Here is a 19,235-nt window from a genome sequence, read left to right on the forward strand (position 1 = left end):
ACAGTTAGCGCCTGTAATGTGCACACACCTGTTGCGCCCGCGGATCGAGCGTCACCTCCCCGCCATACGGAAGCAGAAGTTGCGGGCGCGTATGCCCGAACGGCACACCCAGGCAAATGACCGCATCGGGAGCATAACGCTGGCACGCCCCCACAAGAACCTCATCCATCGCCCGTCGGTACCGCTCCTGCTCCGCAAGCGTCGGCTGGTAATCCAAGGTCGTTGCCGGAACGCGCGCCAACATCACCCCAGAAAATCGCTCCAGCAAACCACGTTCCCCCAAAGCCCGCAAGAAATAGCCGAAAGCAAGCGGCTCCATCAGATCATCGGAAAATTCCAGCAACAAAATTGCCCCATCCAACTCCGCATCCACCGGAGCATGATCGGCCAGAAAGATCTCCTGCAAAACCTGGACACACCCACCCCAGGTGCGCGCACGAATCGGGCGCGAGGATCCAGCCCATTGCCACGGGCCAACCTGCTGGCGCACACCATACTCCGTCAGCGCTCGCGGATCAGCCCAATCATGACCATGATCTTCACTCTCACCAGGATTTTCCAACACCAGATCTACACCAGCGAGCGCACTGCGCAAACACTGCTCATGCCAGGAATCCACCTGCGGGCCAGGCCCAATCTGCACCTGCGTCGAACCACCATAGATTGATGGAATCCCGTGGCGCCACAGCCAGTTAAGCAAATGAGTGTTATCCGAATAGCCGAAAAACGGTTTCGGATTTTCCTGAATAATCTGCGCATCAAGATAAGGCAAAATGGTGATCTGATCGCTGCCGCCCACGCTGGTCATAATTGCCGTGATCGCCGGATCGGCAAAAGCCATATTGACGTCATGCGCTCGCTGAGCAGCAGGAGCTTGCAACATTCGAGTCGTCGGAAACTCCACAACCTCACAACCAGTTATCTCCTGCAAACGACGAACGGCTTGCTCATGCACACGCAGCCCGTATGCCGGCCCTGCCATTGCCGGAGAAAGCACTGCAATGCGTTTATCTTTCTGAGTAGTTACCCTGCCGCAGGAACTCGCCAGTACCTCGCCCATTATCTATCTCATCCCCACCTTAACCACACGCCCATAACGCAATACAGACCGCCACAAACAGCCGTTAGGCTCGTTCTGGTGACTTCTTTTGCGCCCTGTCGAGTTTATCAAGTTGGACGATGCGGGCGGCCGTGGCCGTGGTCGTCACCAGCGTATTTATCACTCCCGAGCGAACCATTGCCAAGATAGCCTGAGCTTTTTCCACCCCGCCAGCGACCGCCACAACCTGCCGAGTATGGCGTAGCTGCTCAACACTGACGGAAATGCGCCGACGCCCTAATGCCGTCTTAACCGCCGTCCCATCGGAGGCGAAAAACAATCCAGCACAATCCGCCACGACTTGCGCCCGATCTAGTTCTGCCACATCGGCTGCTGGCAGCACTTTATCAAGCTGCGTGATACGCTCCGTCCACGAACCAACCGACAGCAGGGCAACATCGAGACTGTCATAACGCTCCATTACCTGCACTGTACTGGGCTCTCTGCGCAAGCGCTCTGCCAGTTGAGCACTGGAGGCAAACATCGGCGCAGCTAAGGCGAAAGTGCGATACGGGCGGTTATCCGCAATGGACGCGATGATACGCAAGGGCGACTGCTGAGCATCTGCTTCCAACATGCCCGTCAGTTGCACCAAATTAATGGGGGGAAGTAGTGGGAGGTAACGCCCGATACATGCCAGGGTGCGCCCCCAGGACACCCCAATACTCATTCCACCACGCACGTATGCCCCGAGAAATCCGGCAGCGGCTCGCCCCAGTTCTTCGCGCAGCTCATCTGGCCCTGCGGGATCGGGAACCAGGATAACCTTTTCCACCTGTAGGTTTTGCGCTAGATAGCGATGCAGATCTTCAGCTTGCACCGTCGGATCAACGACTTCAAAGCGAACAATTCCGCGTTCGCGCGCCGCCTCTAATAACCGTGCAACCTTAAATCGAGAAATCCCCATATGCTCAGCAATGGCAATTTTGCTCTGCCCATGAAGATAAAACGAACGGGCGGCTTGAACCATTAATGCCACTTCCGTTAGGGAATCATCTGCTTCCATAACTCACACCTCGACCACAAGATACGCGCGGAACTACTTACTATACGTAGCATCTTCTATTCTACAGCGCTCAAATGAGCGTAATATATTTGCTCAATTGTTGACATTAGATGTGAGCGAGCTTATGCTCTAGATAATCCACAGCAATGAAGCTGCACGTCATAACGAAGGAGTCGAAATGAAGGCTCGCCGACGAGTACCTCAAGAACTAGGCGTTTTCGGTGTTGTTATCCTGGTGGCAATCATCATGGGTCTGCTGTCCCCACAATTTCGCACCCCGGGAAACCTGAGCGTCCTCCTCCTCAACGGCAGCGTGGTAACATTCCTCGCACTCGGGCAAACCTGCGTCCTGCTAACCGGCGGAATTGACCTATCTGTCGGCTCCAATATCGCCCTCACCGGAATGATCGCCGCCCTCGCCATGAAAGCCGGACTCCCCTGGTGGGCCGGAGCTGCCCTTGCCATAACAACCGGAATCGTCGTCGGGCTATTTAACGGCCTTGCCGTTCACTACGGCAAAATGCCACCCTTCATCGTCACCTTTGCCACCTTCGGCATTTCTGCGTCCATCCCGAAAATTTTGACGAACGCAAAATCCATCACCGTCGAAGACCCCATGTTTGCTTTCTTTGGCAGAGGCTCCCTCTTTCACATTCCCATCCCCATCATCATGGTTATTGTTGCCGCCATTGCCATCAGCCTGCTCCTAACACGAACAGCTACTGGTGTTCGGATCTATGCCGTCGGTGGCAATAAAGAAACCGCCCGCCTCGCCGGCATCAACATCGCCCGAACCACTGTTTTGGTCTACGTCATCTCCGGCGTATGCGCCTCATTCGGCGGCATTATCACCGCTTCTCGGCTCATGGTCGGCTACCCCACCGCAGGATCTGGAACAGAGCAGTTCTACTCCATCGCATCTGCTGTTGTAGGCGGCGTCTCCCTATTCGGTGGCATCGGCACGGTGCTGGGCGCTTTCCTCGGATCACTACTCATCGCAGAAGTCTCCAACGGCATGAACGTTATCGGGGTCGATTCCTACTGGCAGCCCCTCGTCATCGGCGTCATCATCCTCCTCGGAGTAGCTATCGACACTAACAAATCCGCTTTGACCGCCCGACGCAAACGAGGGCAAAACACCTCCGCCGAAATCCCCGCACCCGATACCACCCCATCCACGGGAGTTACCTCCCACTCATCCACTCAGTCAGCAAACGGCAGTCGGTCACTCGCTCTCGTTTCACAAGCTGCCGAATCAACCCAACAACGCTCAGGCGACTCGGCGCAGCTTCAACCCACAACGCAGCGCACACCAACGCCTCGCGAAACCCACTCCACAACACAAACCCCGCCGGCACAACCCCCAACGCCCGGCACATAACGCCTACTAGGCCAGATCGGCACATACGCTTCCATGCCAAGCACTACGGAACCGCCACAAACGCTCAGATAGCACGAGATAGGGCGAACCGCAGCTAAGGCAAAGGGAAACGACCATTCTCCCAGCCAGTGCGAAACGATCACGGAAATAATCCCGCACTACCAAAACAGATACCACCCCTCCTCACAACCCAATCCTCATACGACCAACATAGCGACTCATCCGAGTGCCCCGCACCGGAACCATCACCTACAAGGAGAGAAAACATGCGCAAAACCATATTCGCCGCATCCGCATCTGCCCTCGCCCTCGCCAGCCTCGCCGCCTGCGGCGCTGTCGATACCGGCACCGGCAACAATAAAGAACAAACCGGCGCAGCCAGCAGCGAGGTCAGCGTCCCCGAACAGTGCAAAGCAGATGGCGCCCTACTCGCCGTCCTACTGCCCAATCAGACGAACCCGTACTACGTCGCAATGAAAGAAGGCTTCGAAGAAGCCGCCACCACCCACGGTTTCAAAGCTGAAGTGCAAATCGCTGGTGACGATGATGCCCAGCAGCTCGCCCAGGCTGAAGCCCTCCTGCAAAAGAAACCCTGCGCACTGGCACTCAATCCGGTGAAATCTGAGCCCGCAGCAGCTATCGTCAAAGCCGCCAACGACGCTGGAGTTCCCGTCTTTACGGTCAACGTTCTCGTCGATTCCAAAGCCCTCCAAGCTCAGGGCGGCAGCATTATGCAGTACCTCGGGGCCGATAACCGCGCCGGCGGAGAGCAAGTTGCCGAACAGATCCTCACAGATTTTGGCAAAGACGCAAAACTCAATATCGGTTTCGTCACCGAACCAGACGAAGTGCCCGTCGTGATTCGCGACGAAGGATTCTCTGAGAAAATCGCCAGCGATCCGAATGCAAAAATCGTCGCCAAGGTAGACGGCAACGTCAAAGTCACCGACTCCCTCAACGTCACCTCGGAAATGTTGCAGGGCAACCCCGATATGAACGCCATCTTCGCCTCCACTGGCCCGGCAGCCCAAGGCGCACTGGAAGCAGTCCAAGCCTCCGGCCGCGACGTGAAAGTTTACGGTTTCTGCGCCCCCGAACTACCGCTGACGGCTACCTACCCCGGCTGTGTGGCCCAAGAACCTAAAGATTACGGCATGCGCGTCGTCGAACAGATCCGCAAATTTGTTAACGGCGAAAAGATCGAATCTGAGATTCTGCGCCCGCTGAAGGCATACGTCAAGGGGCAGACCCCTGCTCCCGGCGAAGTGGGCTGATCGCCGCCTACCCGTCAATTCTCCTATCCGCCCGCGCCCTGCAGGGCTAAAGTCCCGCAGCAAAGCGAAAGCCGCAACCCTGCAGAGCAACGGCAACATCTCGGCTCGTTGGTGGCACTGCGAGGAACACTCCTTCAACAGCCTTGATCGTGCCACCACATGCCAGATACCCATTACGGAACCCGATACACCGCAAGAGATAACAGAAAGGTGACCCCCATGAGCACCCGTGGACTGAGAGCCATCGACATCACGAAAGATTACTCCGGAGTGCGCGTTCTCATGGGGGTGAGCCTCTCGCTAGCTCCCGGGGAGATCCTTGGATTAGTTGGGCACAACGGCGCTGGAAAATCCACCTTGCTCAAGATCTTCTCCGGCGCTCACAAACACTCTGGGGGACATTTGATCGTTGACGGCAAAGAGGTCACTTTCACTAGCCCAGCCCACGCCCTCCACCACGGAGTGTCCACCGTCTATCAGGAGCTTTCCCTACTGGGCAATCTCAGCGTGACGCAAAACGTCTTTCTTGGTCGAGAAATTAGCTCCCTACGCGGCCTGGATAAGCGGCGCATGAGCGCACAAGCACGCGATATTATCCAAGAATTCGGCTTAGATCTTGACGTTGACCGGAAAGTCTCCAGTTACCCTATGGCGACCCGCCAGCTCTTAGAAATCGCGATAGCTGCCTCACGCCAAACTCGCTACCTGCTGCTGGATGAACCAACCACCTCCCTAGAAGGTGAGCAGGTCAGCCACTTACTTTCCTACGTGCGAAACCTGGCCACCGATAAGAATATTGGGGTTCTCATCGTCAACCACAAACTTGATGAGTTATACGGGGTAGCTGACCGTATCGTTGCCCTGACGAACGGGCAAGTCGTCATTGATGCCCCAGCAGCCACCGTTGATCGCCGCCAAGTCGTTGCCGCCATTGCCGGGCATGCTTATGCCCAGGCCGACCATCATGCCACAGATCCGCTTAGTGAAGCCGAATCCCGCGCTAATGCGAGCGCACCCGGCGGTGATGGCAGTGGGGCAGAATCTCAAACCAAAGCAGCAACATCCCACACCACGATAGCTACATCCCATGCCGGCAGCGCCGAACCTGGCAGCGAAAATGCCCAATCTCGCAGCGGCACACACCTCAGGACGATCACACCCACACAGCGCGACACCTTAGAACAAGCCATGGCGATTTCTCATGTGACTTCGCCAGCACTGAACGGAGTTGACCTAGATATTCGCGCCGGAGAAATCCTGGGCATCTACGGGCTTTCCGGCTCGGGGCGTTCAGAAACCCTACGGGCAATCGCTGGTCTGGATAAAATCACTGGCGGAGAATTCCGCGTCTTTGGGCAGCCCTACCGCCCACGCACCCCGCGGCATGCAATGCGCTACGGCATAGCTTTCGTCACCGAAGAACGAAAATACGACGGTGTTGTGCCGCAAATGAATTCCTACCAGAACACGGCACTTCCTGTGCTCAATCAGTTCACCACTAATTTCTATCTACACACCCGCCGAATGCGTAACGCCACCTCGCAGCGCTTGAATGAACTCGGATTACGCGGCGATGCCCGTCAGCCCATCGTTTCCCTATCAGGTGGCAACCAGCAAAAAGTGCTGCTGGCTCGCGCCCTCATGCAAAATCCTCGAATTTTATTGCTTGACGAACCCACCAAAGGCGTCGATATTGGCGTCAAAGGCGAGATATACCACCTCTTGCGCCGACTCGCCCACCAAGAAGGGCTCGCCGTCGTTGTCGTCTCCAGCGAAGAAGAAGAGATCTTAGAGGTATCCGATTCCGTCTGCGTCTTTGCTGGTGGAAAAGTCATTCACGGCCCAGTTCCCACCTCCACGATGACGCAGGCCACGCTCCGAGAGTTGTCGTGGACGGAAACCCCCACACCCTTGGCCTCATCCACCCATTAAGAAAGGTCGCGATCCTTATGGAAGACCACGAACTATTAGCGATTGCCCAGCAAGCTGCCCGTATTGAAGCAGCATCTCTATGCGATGTCGCTAACCAGCTAACCGATACGACTGTTGCTATCGCCCGTCGGATTATCGCCCTAGCCGGAAAAGTTATTATCACAGGCGCCGGCACTTCATCTTTTGTGGCCCGACGCATGGCCCATCTGTTATCCGTATCCGGCTCACCTGCCTTATTTATGCACTCTATGGACGCCCTGCATGGCACGATGGGGGCCTTACAAGCCACGGATTTACTCATCATGTTTTCTAAGAGCGGGGAATCTGATGAACTCGTCCGACTGTGCCAGGCTGCGCAACATAAGGGGGTGGCGGTTGTGGCTGTAACCGAAAATACTCATTCCTCCCTCGGGCAGGTTGCCGATATTGTCGTCACTCTTCACACTGCCGATCAGGCAGATCCGGGCAATGTTCTTGGGATGGGATCGACGTTGACTGCGAGCCTGTGGGGAGATTGCGTGGCGCGGGCAGTCATGGCCGAACGCGGGTGGAATATCTGCGATTCTATTGATATGCATCCGGCTGGCGGGGTGGGAAAACGGGCCGATGAGCTACGCAAGGAGCTGAGCTAAATCATGAGCAATCCAGGTTCGCTGGTGCTGGGGGTGGATGCTTCCACCCAATCGGTTACGGTGGAAGCCCGACGCAGCGAGGATTTTACTGTGGTCGGATCGGCGCGTATCCCCTTGGCACGGGCCGTTCCGCCTTGCTCAGAACAAGATCCCCATTCGTGGTGGGCAGCCCTGAGCCAATGTTTGAGCAGGCTGCGCGCTGATGGTATTGATACCCGCGCTATCAGCGCTATCGCGGTGGGCGGGCAATGCCACGGGCTTGTCGCGCTCGATTCGCACGAGGAGGTTATTCGCCCGGCAAAGCTCTGGAACGATACGACCGGCGCTCCATATATTCAACAGCTTGTTCGCGAATATGGCTCGGATTATTGGGCGAATATCTGCGGGAGCGTCCCCACGGCCGCATTTACTGTCGCCAAACTCGCCTATTTAGCAGCTCATGAGCCCGATACCTGCCACCGTCTTGCCCGTATATTACTGCCCCATGATTATCTGAACTTCCGACTCAGCGGAGAATTTTTTAGTGATCGTTCCGAAGCATCAGGCACTGGCTATTTCGATTCACGGGCCAACGAATATCGCCGCGAGGTCATCGCGCAGTGTTTGCGTGCCGGATTGCGTATCAACCTTGAACGCGAAGATGTGCGCACCTGCCTGCCACCAGATGAAAACCATCTGGCCAGCCACAATACTGAGGAAATAGCCGATCAGTGGGCCAAGCAAATCGCTGAGCGTGTTACTTTACCTGAGATACGTTCTGTCGAGAATATTTCCGTGACGGTCAGTGACGATGCCGCCGCTGAGCTGGGTTTGAGCCGCGGGGTTCGCCTCGCTCCCGGCGGCGGAGATCAACATTTAGCTGCCGCCGGAATCGGCTTAACCCCTGGAGATCTGTGCTTTAGTTTAGGGACCTCAGGTGTCGTCTTTACGATCAGCGATACTCCGATTATTGACCCCTCCGGCATGATAGATGGTGTTGCAAGCGTAACTGGTACCTGGCAACCGCTCGTCTGCACCTTAAATTGCACCCTTATTACTGACCATATAGCGCAACTGTTTGGTGTTGATGTTGACGAGCTTGGCCAATATGCACTGGCGGCTGATATTAGCGCTCCACGCCCGGTGATGGCTGCATATTTTGGCGGTGAACGCTCTCCGCAATACCCGAATGCACGCGGTTTATTAGCCGGAATTTCCTCCGATACCGGCCGCGCCGAGCTGGCGTGTTCCGCTTTCGAGGGAGTTATTTTTGGGCTATTGCGCGGGGTACGAAATATGAATAATCACGGTATTGCCACGGATGGGCGCGTATTGGCCGTCGGTGGTGGTGCCCGATCTGCTGCTTATCACCAGCTCCTTGCCGATCATCTGCAACGCACGGTTGCGAGCGTTGACGTGCCCGAAGCAACTGCGCGCGGTGCGGCGCTGCAAGCTATGGCGGTACTGCATGGCACATCCATGACGCAGATGTGCCGTCAGTATGCCCCTGAGGAGAAAACGCGAACTCACCCGCGAGCGCTCCCCTGGCCTGAGGCCTTTTCTTCATATCTTCACGCCTGTGAGCTATCGGTCGCTTTTTGTTCCGAGGGTGCTTCCCATGCCGGTTAATCCCATGCCGGTTAATGCGCAGCCGTCTCAGTTTCAGCCACGGGTTTCTTCAATGCCGGTGGCTCATCGCATACCGGCTGTTGCTACGTCAGATTTCTGTGAGAAACCAGCAGACGGTGGCGAGCTGGCGGGGGCTATCGGCGTACGCATAACCGACGAGGCACGCAGAGATGACGAGCCGGAGCCAGAGGGAGACGCGAAGCTGGAGATTTGGCCTTCGCTTTATGCCCGTATAGCTGACCCGCTGGGGGAGGTTCTGGCGGAATATGCCGCACTGGGGGTCAGCCATCTCCATCTGGATCTTATGGATGGGCATGCCGTTCCGGCGCGTTCTTGGCCAATCACTGAGGTTCGGCAAATCCGTAATCAGTTTGCCGGTTTTCTTGAAGTCCACGTCATGACCCATGAGAGTGCCCGTATCGCCTGCCAGTTAGACGATATGGGAGTTGACCGCATTATTGTTCATCCGCATTTGCTGGCACATGCCTCGCTTCCCGAGCTTGAGCATGCGCGGTGGGGAATTGCTGTGCAACTGACGGATCTTCTCGACACGGAGAATCTCGCTATCGTGGCGAGCTACTGCGAGGCGGCAGATAAACTGTTGTTCATGTCCGTCGCGCCCGGAGTGGCTGGCGAACGCTTCTGCCCGGCGGTGTATCAGCAGATTGAGCGAGCGCGCCAGCAGGGGTTATGCCACGGGAAAGAGATCTGTGTTGATGGTGGAATCGGTCCGGCACAGTTACGTTCTCTAGAGCAGGATGGGGTTCACTGCGTTGTCGTCGGGCGCCAGTACCCCCGTGTTGTTGCAATGCTGCAGGGATTGGAGTGAGCCATGTTGTTCATTGATAGCGCCGATATAGCGGCCATTACTGCTTTACAACGGAGCGGGATTTTTCGCGGTGTGACGACGAATCCGACCATCTTTGCTCGGGCGGGGCGCAACCTGCGGGAAATCCCTGATCTCTATGCCGCGTTGAATGAGCTGCATATAGAGATCATCATGTTCCAAGCTGTTGGGAGTAGCGCCTTGGAGATGAGCCAGCATGCCCGCAATATTGCACAGCTAGGCTCGAACGTCATTGTTAAAATTCCGGCTGCGCCGATTGGTTATGAGACAATCGCGGCGTTAACTGCTGAGGAGTTTCCCGCTCCTATTCTTCTGACGGCGGTCTATCATCCGGCGCAGGCAGTTATTGCCTGTGAACTTGGCTGCTGGGGAATTGCACCGTATGCCGGGCGGCTCAGCGATATGGGTCGTGACCCTGTTGTAACGATCGGCAAGATGGCAGATATTTTAAGTGGCAGTAGTACACGTGTGTTAGCAGCTAGTTTGCGTAATGCCGATATTGTTGGGGATTTAGCGGCGCGGGGAGTTCGTGATTTTACCGTCAGCCCGGAGACTGCTCACGAGCTTATCCACAATCCAGATTCTTTGGCGGCCTTAGCGGGATTTGATCGCGATGTTCGCTGGTAAATGCGGGTGCTACTGGAATAATTAGAGAATAGTCAGCATTTCGCGTGAAGAACCGCTGTACTTGACGATATGCAGTTCTCGGTTTGAAAGTCACCTTGCATTATTTGCAAATTACTACAAATATCGCGATGTTCGCTGGCGGCACGAGTAGTTTGCCGTCGTTCAAAATAGCTCTCGCCTACGAGCAATTCCCGGCGCCTCAAAGAACTCCGAACTCCCAACCCCCATAGAAAATGAAGAAGAACACATTTTCTACCTTGCCCTCATCCCGAAAATTCCGCGTCTTTTAGCGGAAAAACTGCTTTTCTTTAGGGCATATAGCTGACTTACGAAGCGCAAAACAAAAATGCTACGTTGTGCCACGCGCGCATTTTTGCGCGTTAACGTCGTAGTTACCTGCGGCGTTATTTCTTTGTAACAAGGAGAACTACGCTATATGACCCATGCGGCTTCGCACACGCAGCACCGTCCACGCACCGCGCATCCTGGACTTATCCTGGCAGCCGTTGCCACCTCCAGCTTCCTGGCCACCTTTAATGAAACCTTCCTCAATGTTGCGCTAACTCCGATTATGCGCGAGTTTTCGATCAACGAGGCGACGGTTCAATGGGTGACGACCGCATACATGCTGGTGGCCGCCGTGGCTGTGCCGTTAACCGGATTTTTGTACCGCAAATACCCCACCCGTCGGCTCATGCTCACCTCTCTCGGGCTACTGCTTGCCGGTTCAGTGATCGGGATTTTTGCTCCGAGCTATCCGATCCTCATTCTCGGACGGGTTATTCAGGCGGCTGGCACTGGCATGATTGTGCCGCTGGGCATGAATCTCACTCTCGCGGTTGCGCCGCCACAAAAACTCGGCACATACATGGGGATCGTCTCAGCGATGACGACCCTCGGCCCAGCTTTTGGCCCAATTGCCGCTGGCGGTATTTTGGAGTTCACCTCCTGGCATGGTCTGTTCGTAGCTTTTGCCATCATGATCTGTTTGGTCATTGCCCTGAGCATGGTTGCCGTGACGGATATTGCTGAGTTGAGCAATCCCACGCTGGATGTGATCTCCACGGTTTTGGCCTCCCTTGGACTTATTGGAACGATGTACGGGGCGTCCATCCTGTTCTCTGGTCAGGCTCTGACCGGCGGAATTATTTTCCTCCTTGGAATCATCATCTTGGCAGCCTTTATCTTGCGGCAACGCACCTGTGCTCACCCACTGTTGCACCTGTCGCCGTTCCGTATTACTGGATTCAACTTGGGGCTTCTCGTCGTTGTTATTGCACTGATGACGGTGTTCTCGATGAATATGATCCTGCCGGTCTTTATGCAATCTGCTCTCGGTTTTAGCCCGTTGAAGGCCGCCCTGACCTTGCTGCCCGCCTGCCTGGTTTCGTGTCTGCTTGCTCCGGTGGCGGGCAAGATCTTCGATAAGCATGGGCTGCGTATCATGGTCCCACTGGGGATGATCGTCATCGTGGCGTGCGTCTTTGGCTTATCGCGTAGCAGCGCATCGACGACTTCAGCAATGCTCATTGCACTGTATGCGCCCACTATTGCCGGATGCGCGTTAGTGCTTGGGCCTTCGCAGTCCTTTGCCTTATCTCGCTTGGATACCCACCAGTATCCGCATGGCACCACAATCGTCGGCACGAGTTTCCAGTTGGCTGGCTGTTTCGGTTCGTCGTTGTTTATGGGCGTCTTTTCTATGGCGGCTCAGCGTTCTGCGGCAAGCAGTTCGGCTGCCGTAGCTGCTGCGAATGGTTTCCGCGTTGCGTGTATGGTGGCCTGCGCGTTAACTTTCGTCGGCTTGCTGCTGACCTTCGCCTTGGCTCGTACCGAATCTCGGGGCGCTCAAGCCTCTCACACACAGCACCCCTCGCACGTCGTGCATATTTCACCTGAGGGCAATAGTGGCTCTGCCTCAGTTTCTGCACAGCCAAGCGCTTCTGATGAGCTTTCTACATCTATTGGTCTTGCTCCCTATTCCACGGCAGCGTCAGTAATGGAAACTGACGTGTTCTACGCTCCGGCGTCGGCAACGGCCTATGATGTTTTGGCGCTCATGGTCTCACATCGCACTTCTGGGCTGCCCGTGCTTGACGATAACGGCGCACTCGTCGGCTTTGTTACCGACGGGGCAATCCTGCGAGCACTCTCCAGCGAATCTCAAGACAAGATCAATATGGCCTACGTATTTGCACTGTGGGCACAAGGTAAGGCAATGAGTGATCGAGTCGCGGAGCTAAAGGAAATCCCGATTATGGATCTGGCTTTCCGTCGGGTTATCTCCCTCGATAAGGATGCGCCTTTGCAGACGGTGTGTGAAACCCTCTCGGATCGCCACGTCAAGAAGGTGCCGGTTACTGATGGTGATCGACTTGTTGGCGTGATCAACCGGACGGAACTACTGCGTTCTATGGTGAGCGTGGCATAGAGCAGCATCGCACTATCCGTTAATGCAGCAGGTGCGGTGTGCCGGCAGACATTATCCGGCACACCGCACCGCTTTATTTATACTGCGGTGCAGGTTTGTATATCCGCCGCCTACGCCGGCTTATCCTCCCACCTGCTAGCCCAGCGGTCGCCACAACCGGCAGCTTCACTACCAGGGTCGCGGTAACGTCATTTTTAATAACTGGAATTATTTATCAAAGGCCAATCGGGCAACGTGCAAGGTTAAATAGGACAATTCATCATCCGTCAGCGCAGCCCCTAACCGCAGTTCCATAATCGCACCAAGGTGTTGTGCACATTGGAAGGCCTGCGGGTAGGTTTCCTGAATGGTTTGCGCCAATATCGAATGATCACTGACGAGTTGCCGGTGTTGGGTGATACGCACAAATAAATAGCGCAAATGAGTAATGAAACGCGCAACGTGGACGGAACTGGGATCAAAACTCATTCCCCAGGTCGCCTCCACCACAGACAGCATCTGCTGGATAACTCCGGTCATCTGATAGGTCTGCGATAAATCCCCACTCGAAAAGCCCGCATTAACGAGATGTAAGGAAATTGCTACCGCTTCACTATCGGGAAGGGGCGTGGGAAGATGACGGTTAAAGATCTCCAGCAGATGCCGAGCCTGTGCGTATTCGCGCGAATAGAGGTGACGAACCTCAGCTTCCAGCGGGTATTCCACCACCATCTCGGTTTCGATCCGCTTTAGCGCGAACTGTAAGTGGTCGGCGAGTGCCACGACTAACGTCGGGCTGGCCTGCATGCGCTCACTAGCGCAAATTTCTTTGAGCGCATTGCCAATAATGTAGAGATGGTCGGCAGAGATATCTGACAATAGCTGGGCCATGTGGTCAGAGTCTCTGCCGTCCATCGGAATGAAAACCCGGAACAGTTTCGTCTCATCGACGAGATCCCCCGGTCGGGCCTGGAATCCCAGACCGCGACCCGTCGCAATGACGTCTTGGCCTTGCTCATCGCTGGCCAAAACAACATTGTTGTTGAAAACTCGGAGGATCTTCATTCGCTTTATCCAGGCTCGTTTTTGTTATCTGTTCGCAAGTTTAGCGCTGGATGTCGATAACTGGAGCGCCGACAGCGACATTTGTTGCCGGTAACGGCGTCACGCTCGTCAGCGAAGCGCTGTTCGTAACCGTGACGATCGTTGTGGTGTCGAAGCCTTCTGCGGCGATCAGCCCGAAATCAACGTTACACAACGGCTCACCGGCCGCGATGCGATTGCCTTGCGTTACCAAGACCTCGAAACCTTTTCCGTTGAGTTTAACGGTGTCGATACCGACGTGGACGAGCACCTCGATACCGTCATCGGATTTCAAACCGAAGGCGTGACCTGTTCCAGTGACGGAGACTAGGGAACCAGAAATCGGGGCAAGGATTTGGGAGCCAGTGGGGGTAATTCCCACTCCGTCACCTAATACCTTGGTCGAAAAAACCGGATCGGCGACATCGCTAACCGGAATCACATCCCCGCTAACCGGAGCGAGAACCACATTCGTCGGCTCGGCATCTGGCGAACCATCATTTGCTTTGCTTGGCACAGTACTGACGGTACTCTGAGCGCCCTGGGAAGCCGGAGGAACGCTACCTGCACCGTTGACAGCCGCTGCCGCTTCTTCTTTATCGCGGTAACCAGAAATGACGATCAGAGCCATTGCGGTGAAGAAGGCCACCGCAATAGAGACGCCGTACACCCACATCGGCTTAAATACCGGAATGGTTAGCAAGGAGGTGAACACAAAGGCATTCGTCTTTACCCCGTGGTAAGGCAAGCTGAGCAGTGCAATCGTCAGACCACCGGCGAAGCAGCCGACCAGCATACGCGGGTAGATACGCTTGAAGCGCAGGTGGATACCGTAGAGGGATGGCTCGGAGATACCGCCGAAGAGGCCGGCAGCCAGAGCACCAATTGCCGTCTGGCGCATGGTGACGTCTTTATCGCGGATCGACAAGAAGAGAACACCAGCAGTTGCGCCGAAGCAGGCGAAGTTCCAGGCGCCCATCGGGCCTTGGATGAAGTCGTAACCGAGGGTATCGATGTTGATGAGCATGAGTGCGTTCAGCGGCCAGTGCAGACCCAGTGGCACGAGGAACGGGTAAAGCATCGGGATGAAGATCGCAAAGACGAATGGAGCGTGCGTATTCATCCAGGCCAAGCCAGCGCCCAGGCCGTTTCCGAGCCAGATGCCGAGCGGGCCAATGAGGAAAGCGGTCAACGGAATGATGATAAGCAAGGAGAAGAAGGGGACGAACACCATCTGGACGTTCGACGGGAAAATCTTCTTCAATAGCTTGTAGAACACCGCCAAAATAGCCACCATGATAAGTGGCACGAACACGTTGCCACCGTAATCATTGAGCTGCATAGGCAGACCAAAGATCTTAGCAGTACACGCATCCGTACCCAGGACGGCATTCTTCGAGCACACTAGCTCGGTGAACTGCTTGGCGTCCGAGAGCTTCATGAACTCGGGGGTCATCAATGCTGCCATAGCAGCGCCGCCCACCCACGGATCAATATTGAGTTTCTTTGCGGCGTTGTAGGCGATCATGATCGGCAGGAAGTAGAACACGCTGCGCCACATCGCATCGACGAATACCCAGCTTGCTGCCTTATCCGGAGAACGGAAATCGACGTAGCCCAAGGCGTCCATGACGGCTGCGAACGCAATAATCAAGGAGGCGCCGAGCAGAACACCCAGGATCGGACGGAAAGAATCCGACAGGTACTCGAAGAAGGCGTCCACTGCGTGGAACTTGCCCTTAGCCTTGGCGCGAGCTTGCGCTTTAATATCAGCGTCTGACAGCGCACCCGCTCCCCGATAATCCGGATGGTTGGTGATCTGATTAAAGACGCTTTGGACCGCGCCACCGATAATAACCTGGTAGCGGTTACCGCTTTGCGGGACTCCTCCTAATACCTCAGGGATGGCATCGAGTGCCGCTTGGTCAACTTTAGCGGAGTCAACTAGTTCGAAGCGTAGTCGAGTTGCACAGTGCGTCAGGCTCTTAATATTGCTTGCCGAGCCGACGGCACGAATGATTGCTCCAGCGCAATCAGTGTTCGAAGTAACGGACATTCGTTTTCCTATTCTTGTGGTGCATAGGTTTGCAACATTGCCGCCGAGATTCCTGGACTATCGGGTTATAGCCCAGATTCTTTGTGCCCGTCTTTAGGCACAAAAAAAGACCCGAGACACGCGAAGCGTGCTCAGGTCTTGCCTCTGCCATAGAGTTACAATCCTCGTTCTCGACGAACTTAACACCTGCCACAGATCGTGTCAAGACATTTAGACCTCGTATTTTTAGCGCCAGATACGGCAGCTATCTGACCAGCATCTTCCCTCCAGCACCCCACGCAACAAGCTGCCAGCGCCACGGCACCGGCAAAGTACCGCCGCCCCTATGCCTTAACTGAGCAAGGGGTACTCGCTGACCTGAGGGCGATCTACGATCAGCAGCTAGGCAGGTAAGCCCCACACCTCTCTTTACTAGAAGATCACGCCCGCTTTCTAGCACCAGGCACACATACCGCTAACTAATGGACCCGCACCCGCAACTGACATCTGCCCATACAGTAGCCGTTTATTACCGTGCAATAAGCCAATTAATCTCCCGATTACCCGATAGCCAGCACCGGCACAGTTTTAACAACTAAATGTTTTTAGCGATTGCGCCGCGCGGTATATCGCCACGCCACGGCAAGCGGAGTACCAATCACACTCACCGTGATAACCGCAATGACCGTCCAATTCCAACTCGTCGCAAGGAAAATATTGTAGTTATCAAAGGTATGCGCATCACCGGAGAGCTCCACCAGAGATAGCACCACGAAAAGCACAACAAAATAACTGACCGGCCCGACGACCCACACCTTATCGGCGGGTATCCATCGTAGCGATAGCGCTGTTACAAAGAAGAAAAGAGCGAAAATAGCTGCCCAGGCTGGCGCGTAAGGCAAGCGCATAATAATCTCGACAACAGCCGCCATTGCACTACCGAGCACCACAGCCAACGTCGCCGCCGCTATCGTTATCCGGCGAAGCAGCCCGCTATCTTGCGGATCAAAAGAGGTTCGAGCAAAAATTGCTCGCGCCAAAATTGCGACCACTACAATCAGGGAAAACGAGCGAAACGGGACACTCCCTAGACCGCCCACAATAGGCACAACGACGCTAGATCCCGAGAAAATGATTGCAATAACTGCCACCGCCGCAACCACCGCACATGCTCGATTCATACGGCGGGCTTTCCACCACAACAGCAGAAAATTGTTGACGCTACTGGCAGCCATTCGCATCACCTAATTTTGCCAGATGTTGGCTCACCCATTGGTGTTGCTCAGTTAGCGGAGCTAATGACATGCGGCGCATTGCCTGCGGATCAACGTCTGGATGCCCTCCGTGAACAGGTGACGGCTGACCGCCATGCATGCGAAAATCCATCCAACTCACCAGTTCGTGATATGCCTGCGTCTGTTCGGCGAAGGCTTGCTCCGAGCTTGCCGGGCAACGATTCGTGAATGACGCATCCACAATGCCGAATGCCCACTCATGCGTAGTGAACCACATCGTTCCACCGCGAATCGAAAAGATAAGCGCCTCGCCGGTGGCGGTTGGCAAACCTTGCTCGCTTATCACGTCGGGAATTGCGAACCCGAATTCCTGTTTAAGCGTGGCAAGCTGCGCACTGTAGGATAAAAGCTCCGGCATTTTTTGGCTATTTTCTTGCCATACGCATATTTGTGGATGTGTATGTGAGCATTGCATAGCCTGCGGATCGGTGCGCAGCGTCAGATAATCTCCTGGCAGCCATACGCCGAATGTTGCCGCGATGATCGCAAGTACACATCCACTGGCGCTGACCACAAGCAGTGAAAAACTTTTCCACCTGCACGCTACCAAGACTTTCACATAAGCCGTCAGGCACGCACTGAGCAGCACAACGGCAACAAAGAGCGCAAGAGCAGCAATTTTATAACGGTTGACGTCCGTATCAGGATAGCCGTACGTCTGATTGACGATCGCTCCGGAAAAATCCCATGACACCGTCAGCCACAAGTAACTCAGGAAGAATGCGATTGCCTGAGCAAACCATCCACCGATCCAAATGCCACATCCGTAGCCAATCGTCACGCTTCCGAGAAGTTCCAGCAGGGCAAGCAGCACATACGACCACCAGATTCCACCCGTACCAAAGCGATTCCAGCTCACGGCTAGGATGTACATCCAGCCAACCAGATACGGCACGACGGAATAGCAAAAACATCGCACGATACGCACAATATGTATTCGCCAGGGACGCAGCGCCGCACTGACGGCAAAGAAAGAATTTTCCTGCGTTCGCACCGCATAAAAAGCGGCGAATACTGCCCAAATAGGCCCGATATACACGAGAGGAATCTGGCAGATAACCGCCATTCTCGGCCAAATTCCAACCCACGATTCCGCGTCGCGAATCGCCAGGATAACAACCTCTAAAATAACCGTGACCAGCACGACCCAGGTCACAGATTTTTGGCAGATCTTACGCATCGCGCTGCCCCGCTGCCGAATCAATCAGGGCCAAGTATCCGCGCTCCAAAGCCGTATCACCATAGCGCGCATCACCGCCACGGCTAGCGAGATCCGTTGTTGAACCAATGAATCTGACCGTGCCCTGATCGATGACGATGACTTCCTCAGCCACTGCCGCAACATCTTCAACAATATGTGTGCTCAGCAGGATACTCGCGTCACTATATTCTCGTAGAATTCGCTTAAAATCCCAGCGTTGAGCCGGATCCAGACCGACGGTTGGCTCATCTAAAATAAGTAACTGCGGGCGACCGACTAAAGCACATGCCAATCCTGCACGTTGCCGCATTCCACCGGAGAGTTGTTTAACTTTAGAATCGGCGCGATCTGTTAGCCCGACAATCTCGATCGCGTCCATCACGTCAGATTTTTGCTGAGATGGGCTTATTTTACGAAGGTGGGCCACATAGGAGACTAACTCACGAACAGTTAACGTATCCACGCCATCAACACGCTGGGGAAGATAGCCGATATGTGGGCGCACCGCTAAAGCGTCTTTATAGCTGACGACGGATCGACCAAGAATCCTCAGTTCGCCACTATCGGCTGCAAGCTCCGTCGATAAGATCCGCAGTAGCGTCGTTTTACCTGCACCATTTGGCCCGAGTATCCCGTAGATACCGCGCCCGCAGCTCAAAGAAACATTATCTAAAACTCGCTTCTTACCGTAGGAAAACGAGACATCTTTGACACCAAGGATTTCATCATGTGCCGCAGAAGATATAGAGCGTTGCATGGCCAGCCCCTCTCACAATTACAGGCGAGTTTTGGGTAACGCAGGGTT

15 protein-coding genes are annotated in these 19,235 nt (G+C 55.0%); 8 read left to right on the forward strand and 7 right to left on the reverse strand.

The window, feature by feature from the left end:
* Positions 1-4: 4 nt before the first annotated feature.
* Entirely contained in the window at positions 5-1,060 is a 1,056-nt protein-coding gene (locus tag ACLHIL_RS00745; protein WP_411295948.1) for a S66 peptidase family protein, read from the reverse strand.
* A gap of 64 nt (positions 1,061-1,124) precedes the next feature.
* Complete coding sequence (locus tag ACLHIL_RS00750) at positions 1,125-2,105, reverse strand: sugar-binding transcriptional regulator (RefSeq protein WP_411295949.1); 981 nt, start codon at positions 2,103-2,105, stop codon at positions 1,125-1,127.
* A gap of 178 nt (positions 2,106-2,283) precedes the next feature.
* Between ACLHIL_RS00750 and ACLHIL_RS00755 the strand changes: the two genes are divergently transcribed.
* The 8 genes from ACLHIL_RS00755 (at position 2,284) to ACLHIL_RS00790 (ending at position 12,837) form a co-directional block, all read left to right on the forward strand.
* Positions 2,284-3,486: an ABC transporter permease gene (locus ACLHIL_RS00755; protein WP_411295950.1), complete on the forward strand. Its 1,203-nt coding sequence runs from the start codon at positions 2,284-2,286 to the stop codon at positions 3,484-3,486.
* Between the two features lie 266 nt (positions 3,487-3,752).
* Complete coding sequence (locus ACLHIL_RS00760; RefSeq protein WP_411295951.1) at positions 3,753-4,760, forward strand: substrate-binding domain-containing protein; 1,008 nt, start codon at positions 3,753-3,755, stop codon at positions 4,758-4,760.
* Between the two features lie 219 nt (positions 4,761-4,979).
* Positions 4,980-6,692, forward strand: coding sequence for a sugar ABC transporter ATP-binding protein (locus ACLHIL_RS00765; RefSeq protein WP_411295952.1), 1,713 nt, complete (start codon positions 4,980-4,982; stop codon positions 6,690-6,692).
* Positions 6,693-6,709: 17 nt separating this feature from the next.
* The gene (locus tag ACLHIL_RS00770) at positions 6,710-7,324 is read left to right on the forward strand and encodes an SIS domain-containing protein (RefSeq protein ID WP_411295953.1); all 615 of its coding nucleotides are present in this window, start codon (positions 6,710-6,712) and stop codon (positions 7,322-7,324) included.
* 3 nt (positions 7,325-7,327) lie between these two features.
* Positions 7,328-8,932, forward strand: coding sequence for a xylulokinase (locus tag ACLHIL_RS00775; protein WP_411295954.1), 1,605 nt, complete (start codon positions 7,328-7,330; stop codon positions 8,930-8,932).
* Complete coding sequence (locus tag ACLHIL_RS00780) at positions 8,922-9,761, forward strand: hypothetical protein (RefSeq protein ID WP_411295955.1); 840 nt, start codon at positions 8,922-8,924, stop codon at positions 9,759-9,761. Before ACLHIL_RS00775 ends, ACLHIL_RS00780 begins: the two co-directional genes overlap by 11 nt.
* Before the next feature lie 3 nt (positions 9,762-9,764).
* The gene (locus ACLHIL_RS00785) at positions 9,765-10,406 is read left to right on the forward strand and encodes a transaldolase family protein (RefSeq protein WP_411295956.1); all 642 of its coding nucleotides are present in this window, start codon (positions 9,765-9,767) and stop codon (positions 10,404-10,406) included.
* Between the two features lie 436 nt (positions 10,407-10,842).
* A complete protein-coding gene (locus ACLHIL_RS00790) occupies positions 10,843-12,837 on the forward strand; it encodes an MFS transporter (protein WP_411295957.1) in 1,995 nt (664 codons plus the stop codon).
* A gap of 207 nt (positions 12,838-13,044) precedes the next feature.
* Here ACLHIL_RS00790 and ACLHIL_RS00795 read toward each other — a convergent pair whose 3' ends face one another.
* The 5 genes from ACLHIL_RS00795 to ACLHIL_RS00815 all read right to left on the reverse strand — a co-directional run bounded on the left by ACLHIL_RS00795 (position 13,045) and on the right by ACLHIL_RS00815 (position 19,187).
* A complete protein-coding gene (locus tag ACLHIL_RS00795; protein WP_411295958.1) occupies positions 13,045-13,881 on the reverse strand; it encodes a PRD domain-containing protein in 837 nt (278 codons plus the stop codon).
* 40 nt (positions 13,882-13,921) lie between these two features.
* A complete protein-coding gene (locus ACLHIL_RS00800; RefSeq protein ID WP_411295959.1) occupies positions 13,922-15,955 on the reverse strand; it encodes a glucose PTS transporter subunit IIA in 2,034 nt (677 codons plus the stop codon).
* Positions 15,956-16,539: 584 nt separating this feature from the next.
* A complete protein-coding gene (locus ACLHIL_RS00805) occupies positions 16,540-17,169 on the reverse strand; it encodes a hypothetical protein (RefSeq protein WP_411295960.1) in 630 nt (209 codons plus the stop codon).
* Positions 17,156-18,409, reverse strand: a complete 1,254-nt coding sequence (locus tag ACLHIL_RS00810; protein ID WP_411295961.1) for a hypothetical protein — start codon at positions 18,407-18,409, stop codon at positions 17,156-17,158. The genes ACLHIL_RS00805 and ACLHIL_RS00810 overlap by 14 nt, the downstream gene beginning before the upstream one ends.
* Complete coding sequence (locus tag ACLHIL_RS00815; RefSeq protein ID WP_411295962.1) at positions 18,402-19,187, reverse strand: ABC transporter ATP-binding protein; 786 nt, start codon at positions 19,185-19,187, stop codon at positions 18,402-18,404. Before ACLHIL_RS00815 ends, ACLHIL_RS00810 begins: the two co-directional genes overlap by 8 nt.
* Between the last annotated feature and the right edge of the window lie 48 nt (positions 19,188-19,235).

This window comes from Trueperella sp. LYQ143 (genome assembly GCF_046599595.1).
Classification (GTDB): Bacteria; Actinomycetota; Actinomycetes; order Actinomycetales; family Actinomycetaceae; genus Trueperella.

Coding starts and splice junctions, on each gene's coding strand:
- ACLHIL_RS00745 (WP_411295948.1), bottom strand. CDS start 1,060: ATGGGCGAGGTACTGGCGAGTTCCTGCGGCAGGGTAACTACTCAGAAA.
- ACLHIL_RS00750 (WP_411295949.1), bottom strand. CDS start 2,105: ATGGAAGCAGATGATTCCCTAACGGAAGTGGCATTAATGGTTCAAGCC.
- ACLHIL_RS00755 (WP_411295950.1), top strand. CDS start 2,284: ATGAAGGCTCGCCGACGAGTACCTCAAGAACTAGGCGTTTTCGGTGTT.
- ACLHIL_RS00760 (WP_411295951.1), top strand. CDS start 3,753: ATGCGCAAAACCATATTCGCCGCATCCGCATCTGCCCTCGCCCTCGCC.
- ACLHIL_RS00765 (WP_411295952.1), top strand. CDS start 4,980: ATGAGCACCCGTGGACTGAGAGCCATCGACATCACGAAAGATTACTCC.
- ACLHIL_RS00770 (WP_411295953.1), top strand. CDS start 6,710: ATGGAAGACCACGAACTATTAGCGATTGCCCAGCAAGCTGCCCGTATT.
- ACLHIL_RS00775 (WP_411295954.1), top strand. CDS start 7,328: ATGAGCAATCCAGGTTCGCTGGTGCTGGGGGTGGATGCTTCCACCCAA.
- ACLHIL_RS00780 (WP_411295955.1), top strand. CDS start 8,922: ATGCCGGTTAATCCCATGCCGGTTAATGCGCAGCCGTCTCAGTTTCAG.
- ACLHIL_RS00785 (WP_411295956.1), top strand. CDS start 9,765: ATGTTGTTCATTGATAGCGCCGATATAGCGGCCATTACTGCTTTACAA.
- ACLHIL_RS00790 (WP_411295957.1), top strand. CDS start 10,843: ATGACCCATGCGGCTTCGCACACGCAGCACCGTCCACGCACCGCGCAT.
- ACLHIL_RS00795 (WP_411295958.1), bottom strand. CDS start 13,881: ATGAAGATCCTCCGAGTTTTCAACAACAATGTTGTTTTGGCCAGCGAT.
- ACLHIL_RS00800 (WP_411295959.1), bottom strand. CDS start 15,955: ATGTCCGTTACTTCGAACACTGATTGCGCTGGAGCAATCATTCGTGCC.
- ACLHIL_RS00805 (WP_411295960.1), bottom strand. CDS start 17,169: ATGGCTGCCAGTAGCGTCAACAATTTTCTGCTGTTGTGGTGGAAAGCC.
- ACLHIL_RS00810 (WP_411295961.1), bottom strand. CDS start 18,409: ATGCGTAAGATCTGCCAAAAATCTGTGACCTGGGTCGTGCTGGTCACG.
- ACLHIL_RS00815 (WP_411295962.1), bottom strand. CDS start 19,187: ATGCAACGCTCTATATCTTCTGCGGCACATGATGAAATCCTTGGTGTC.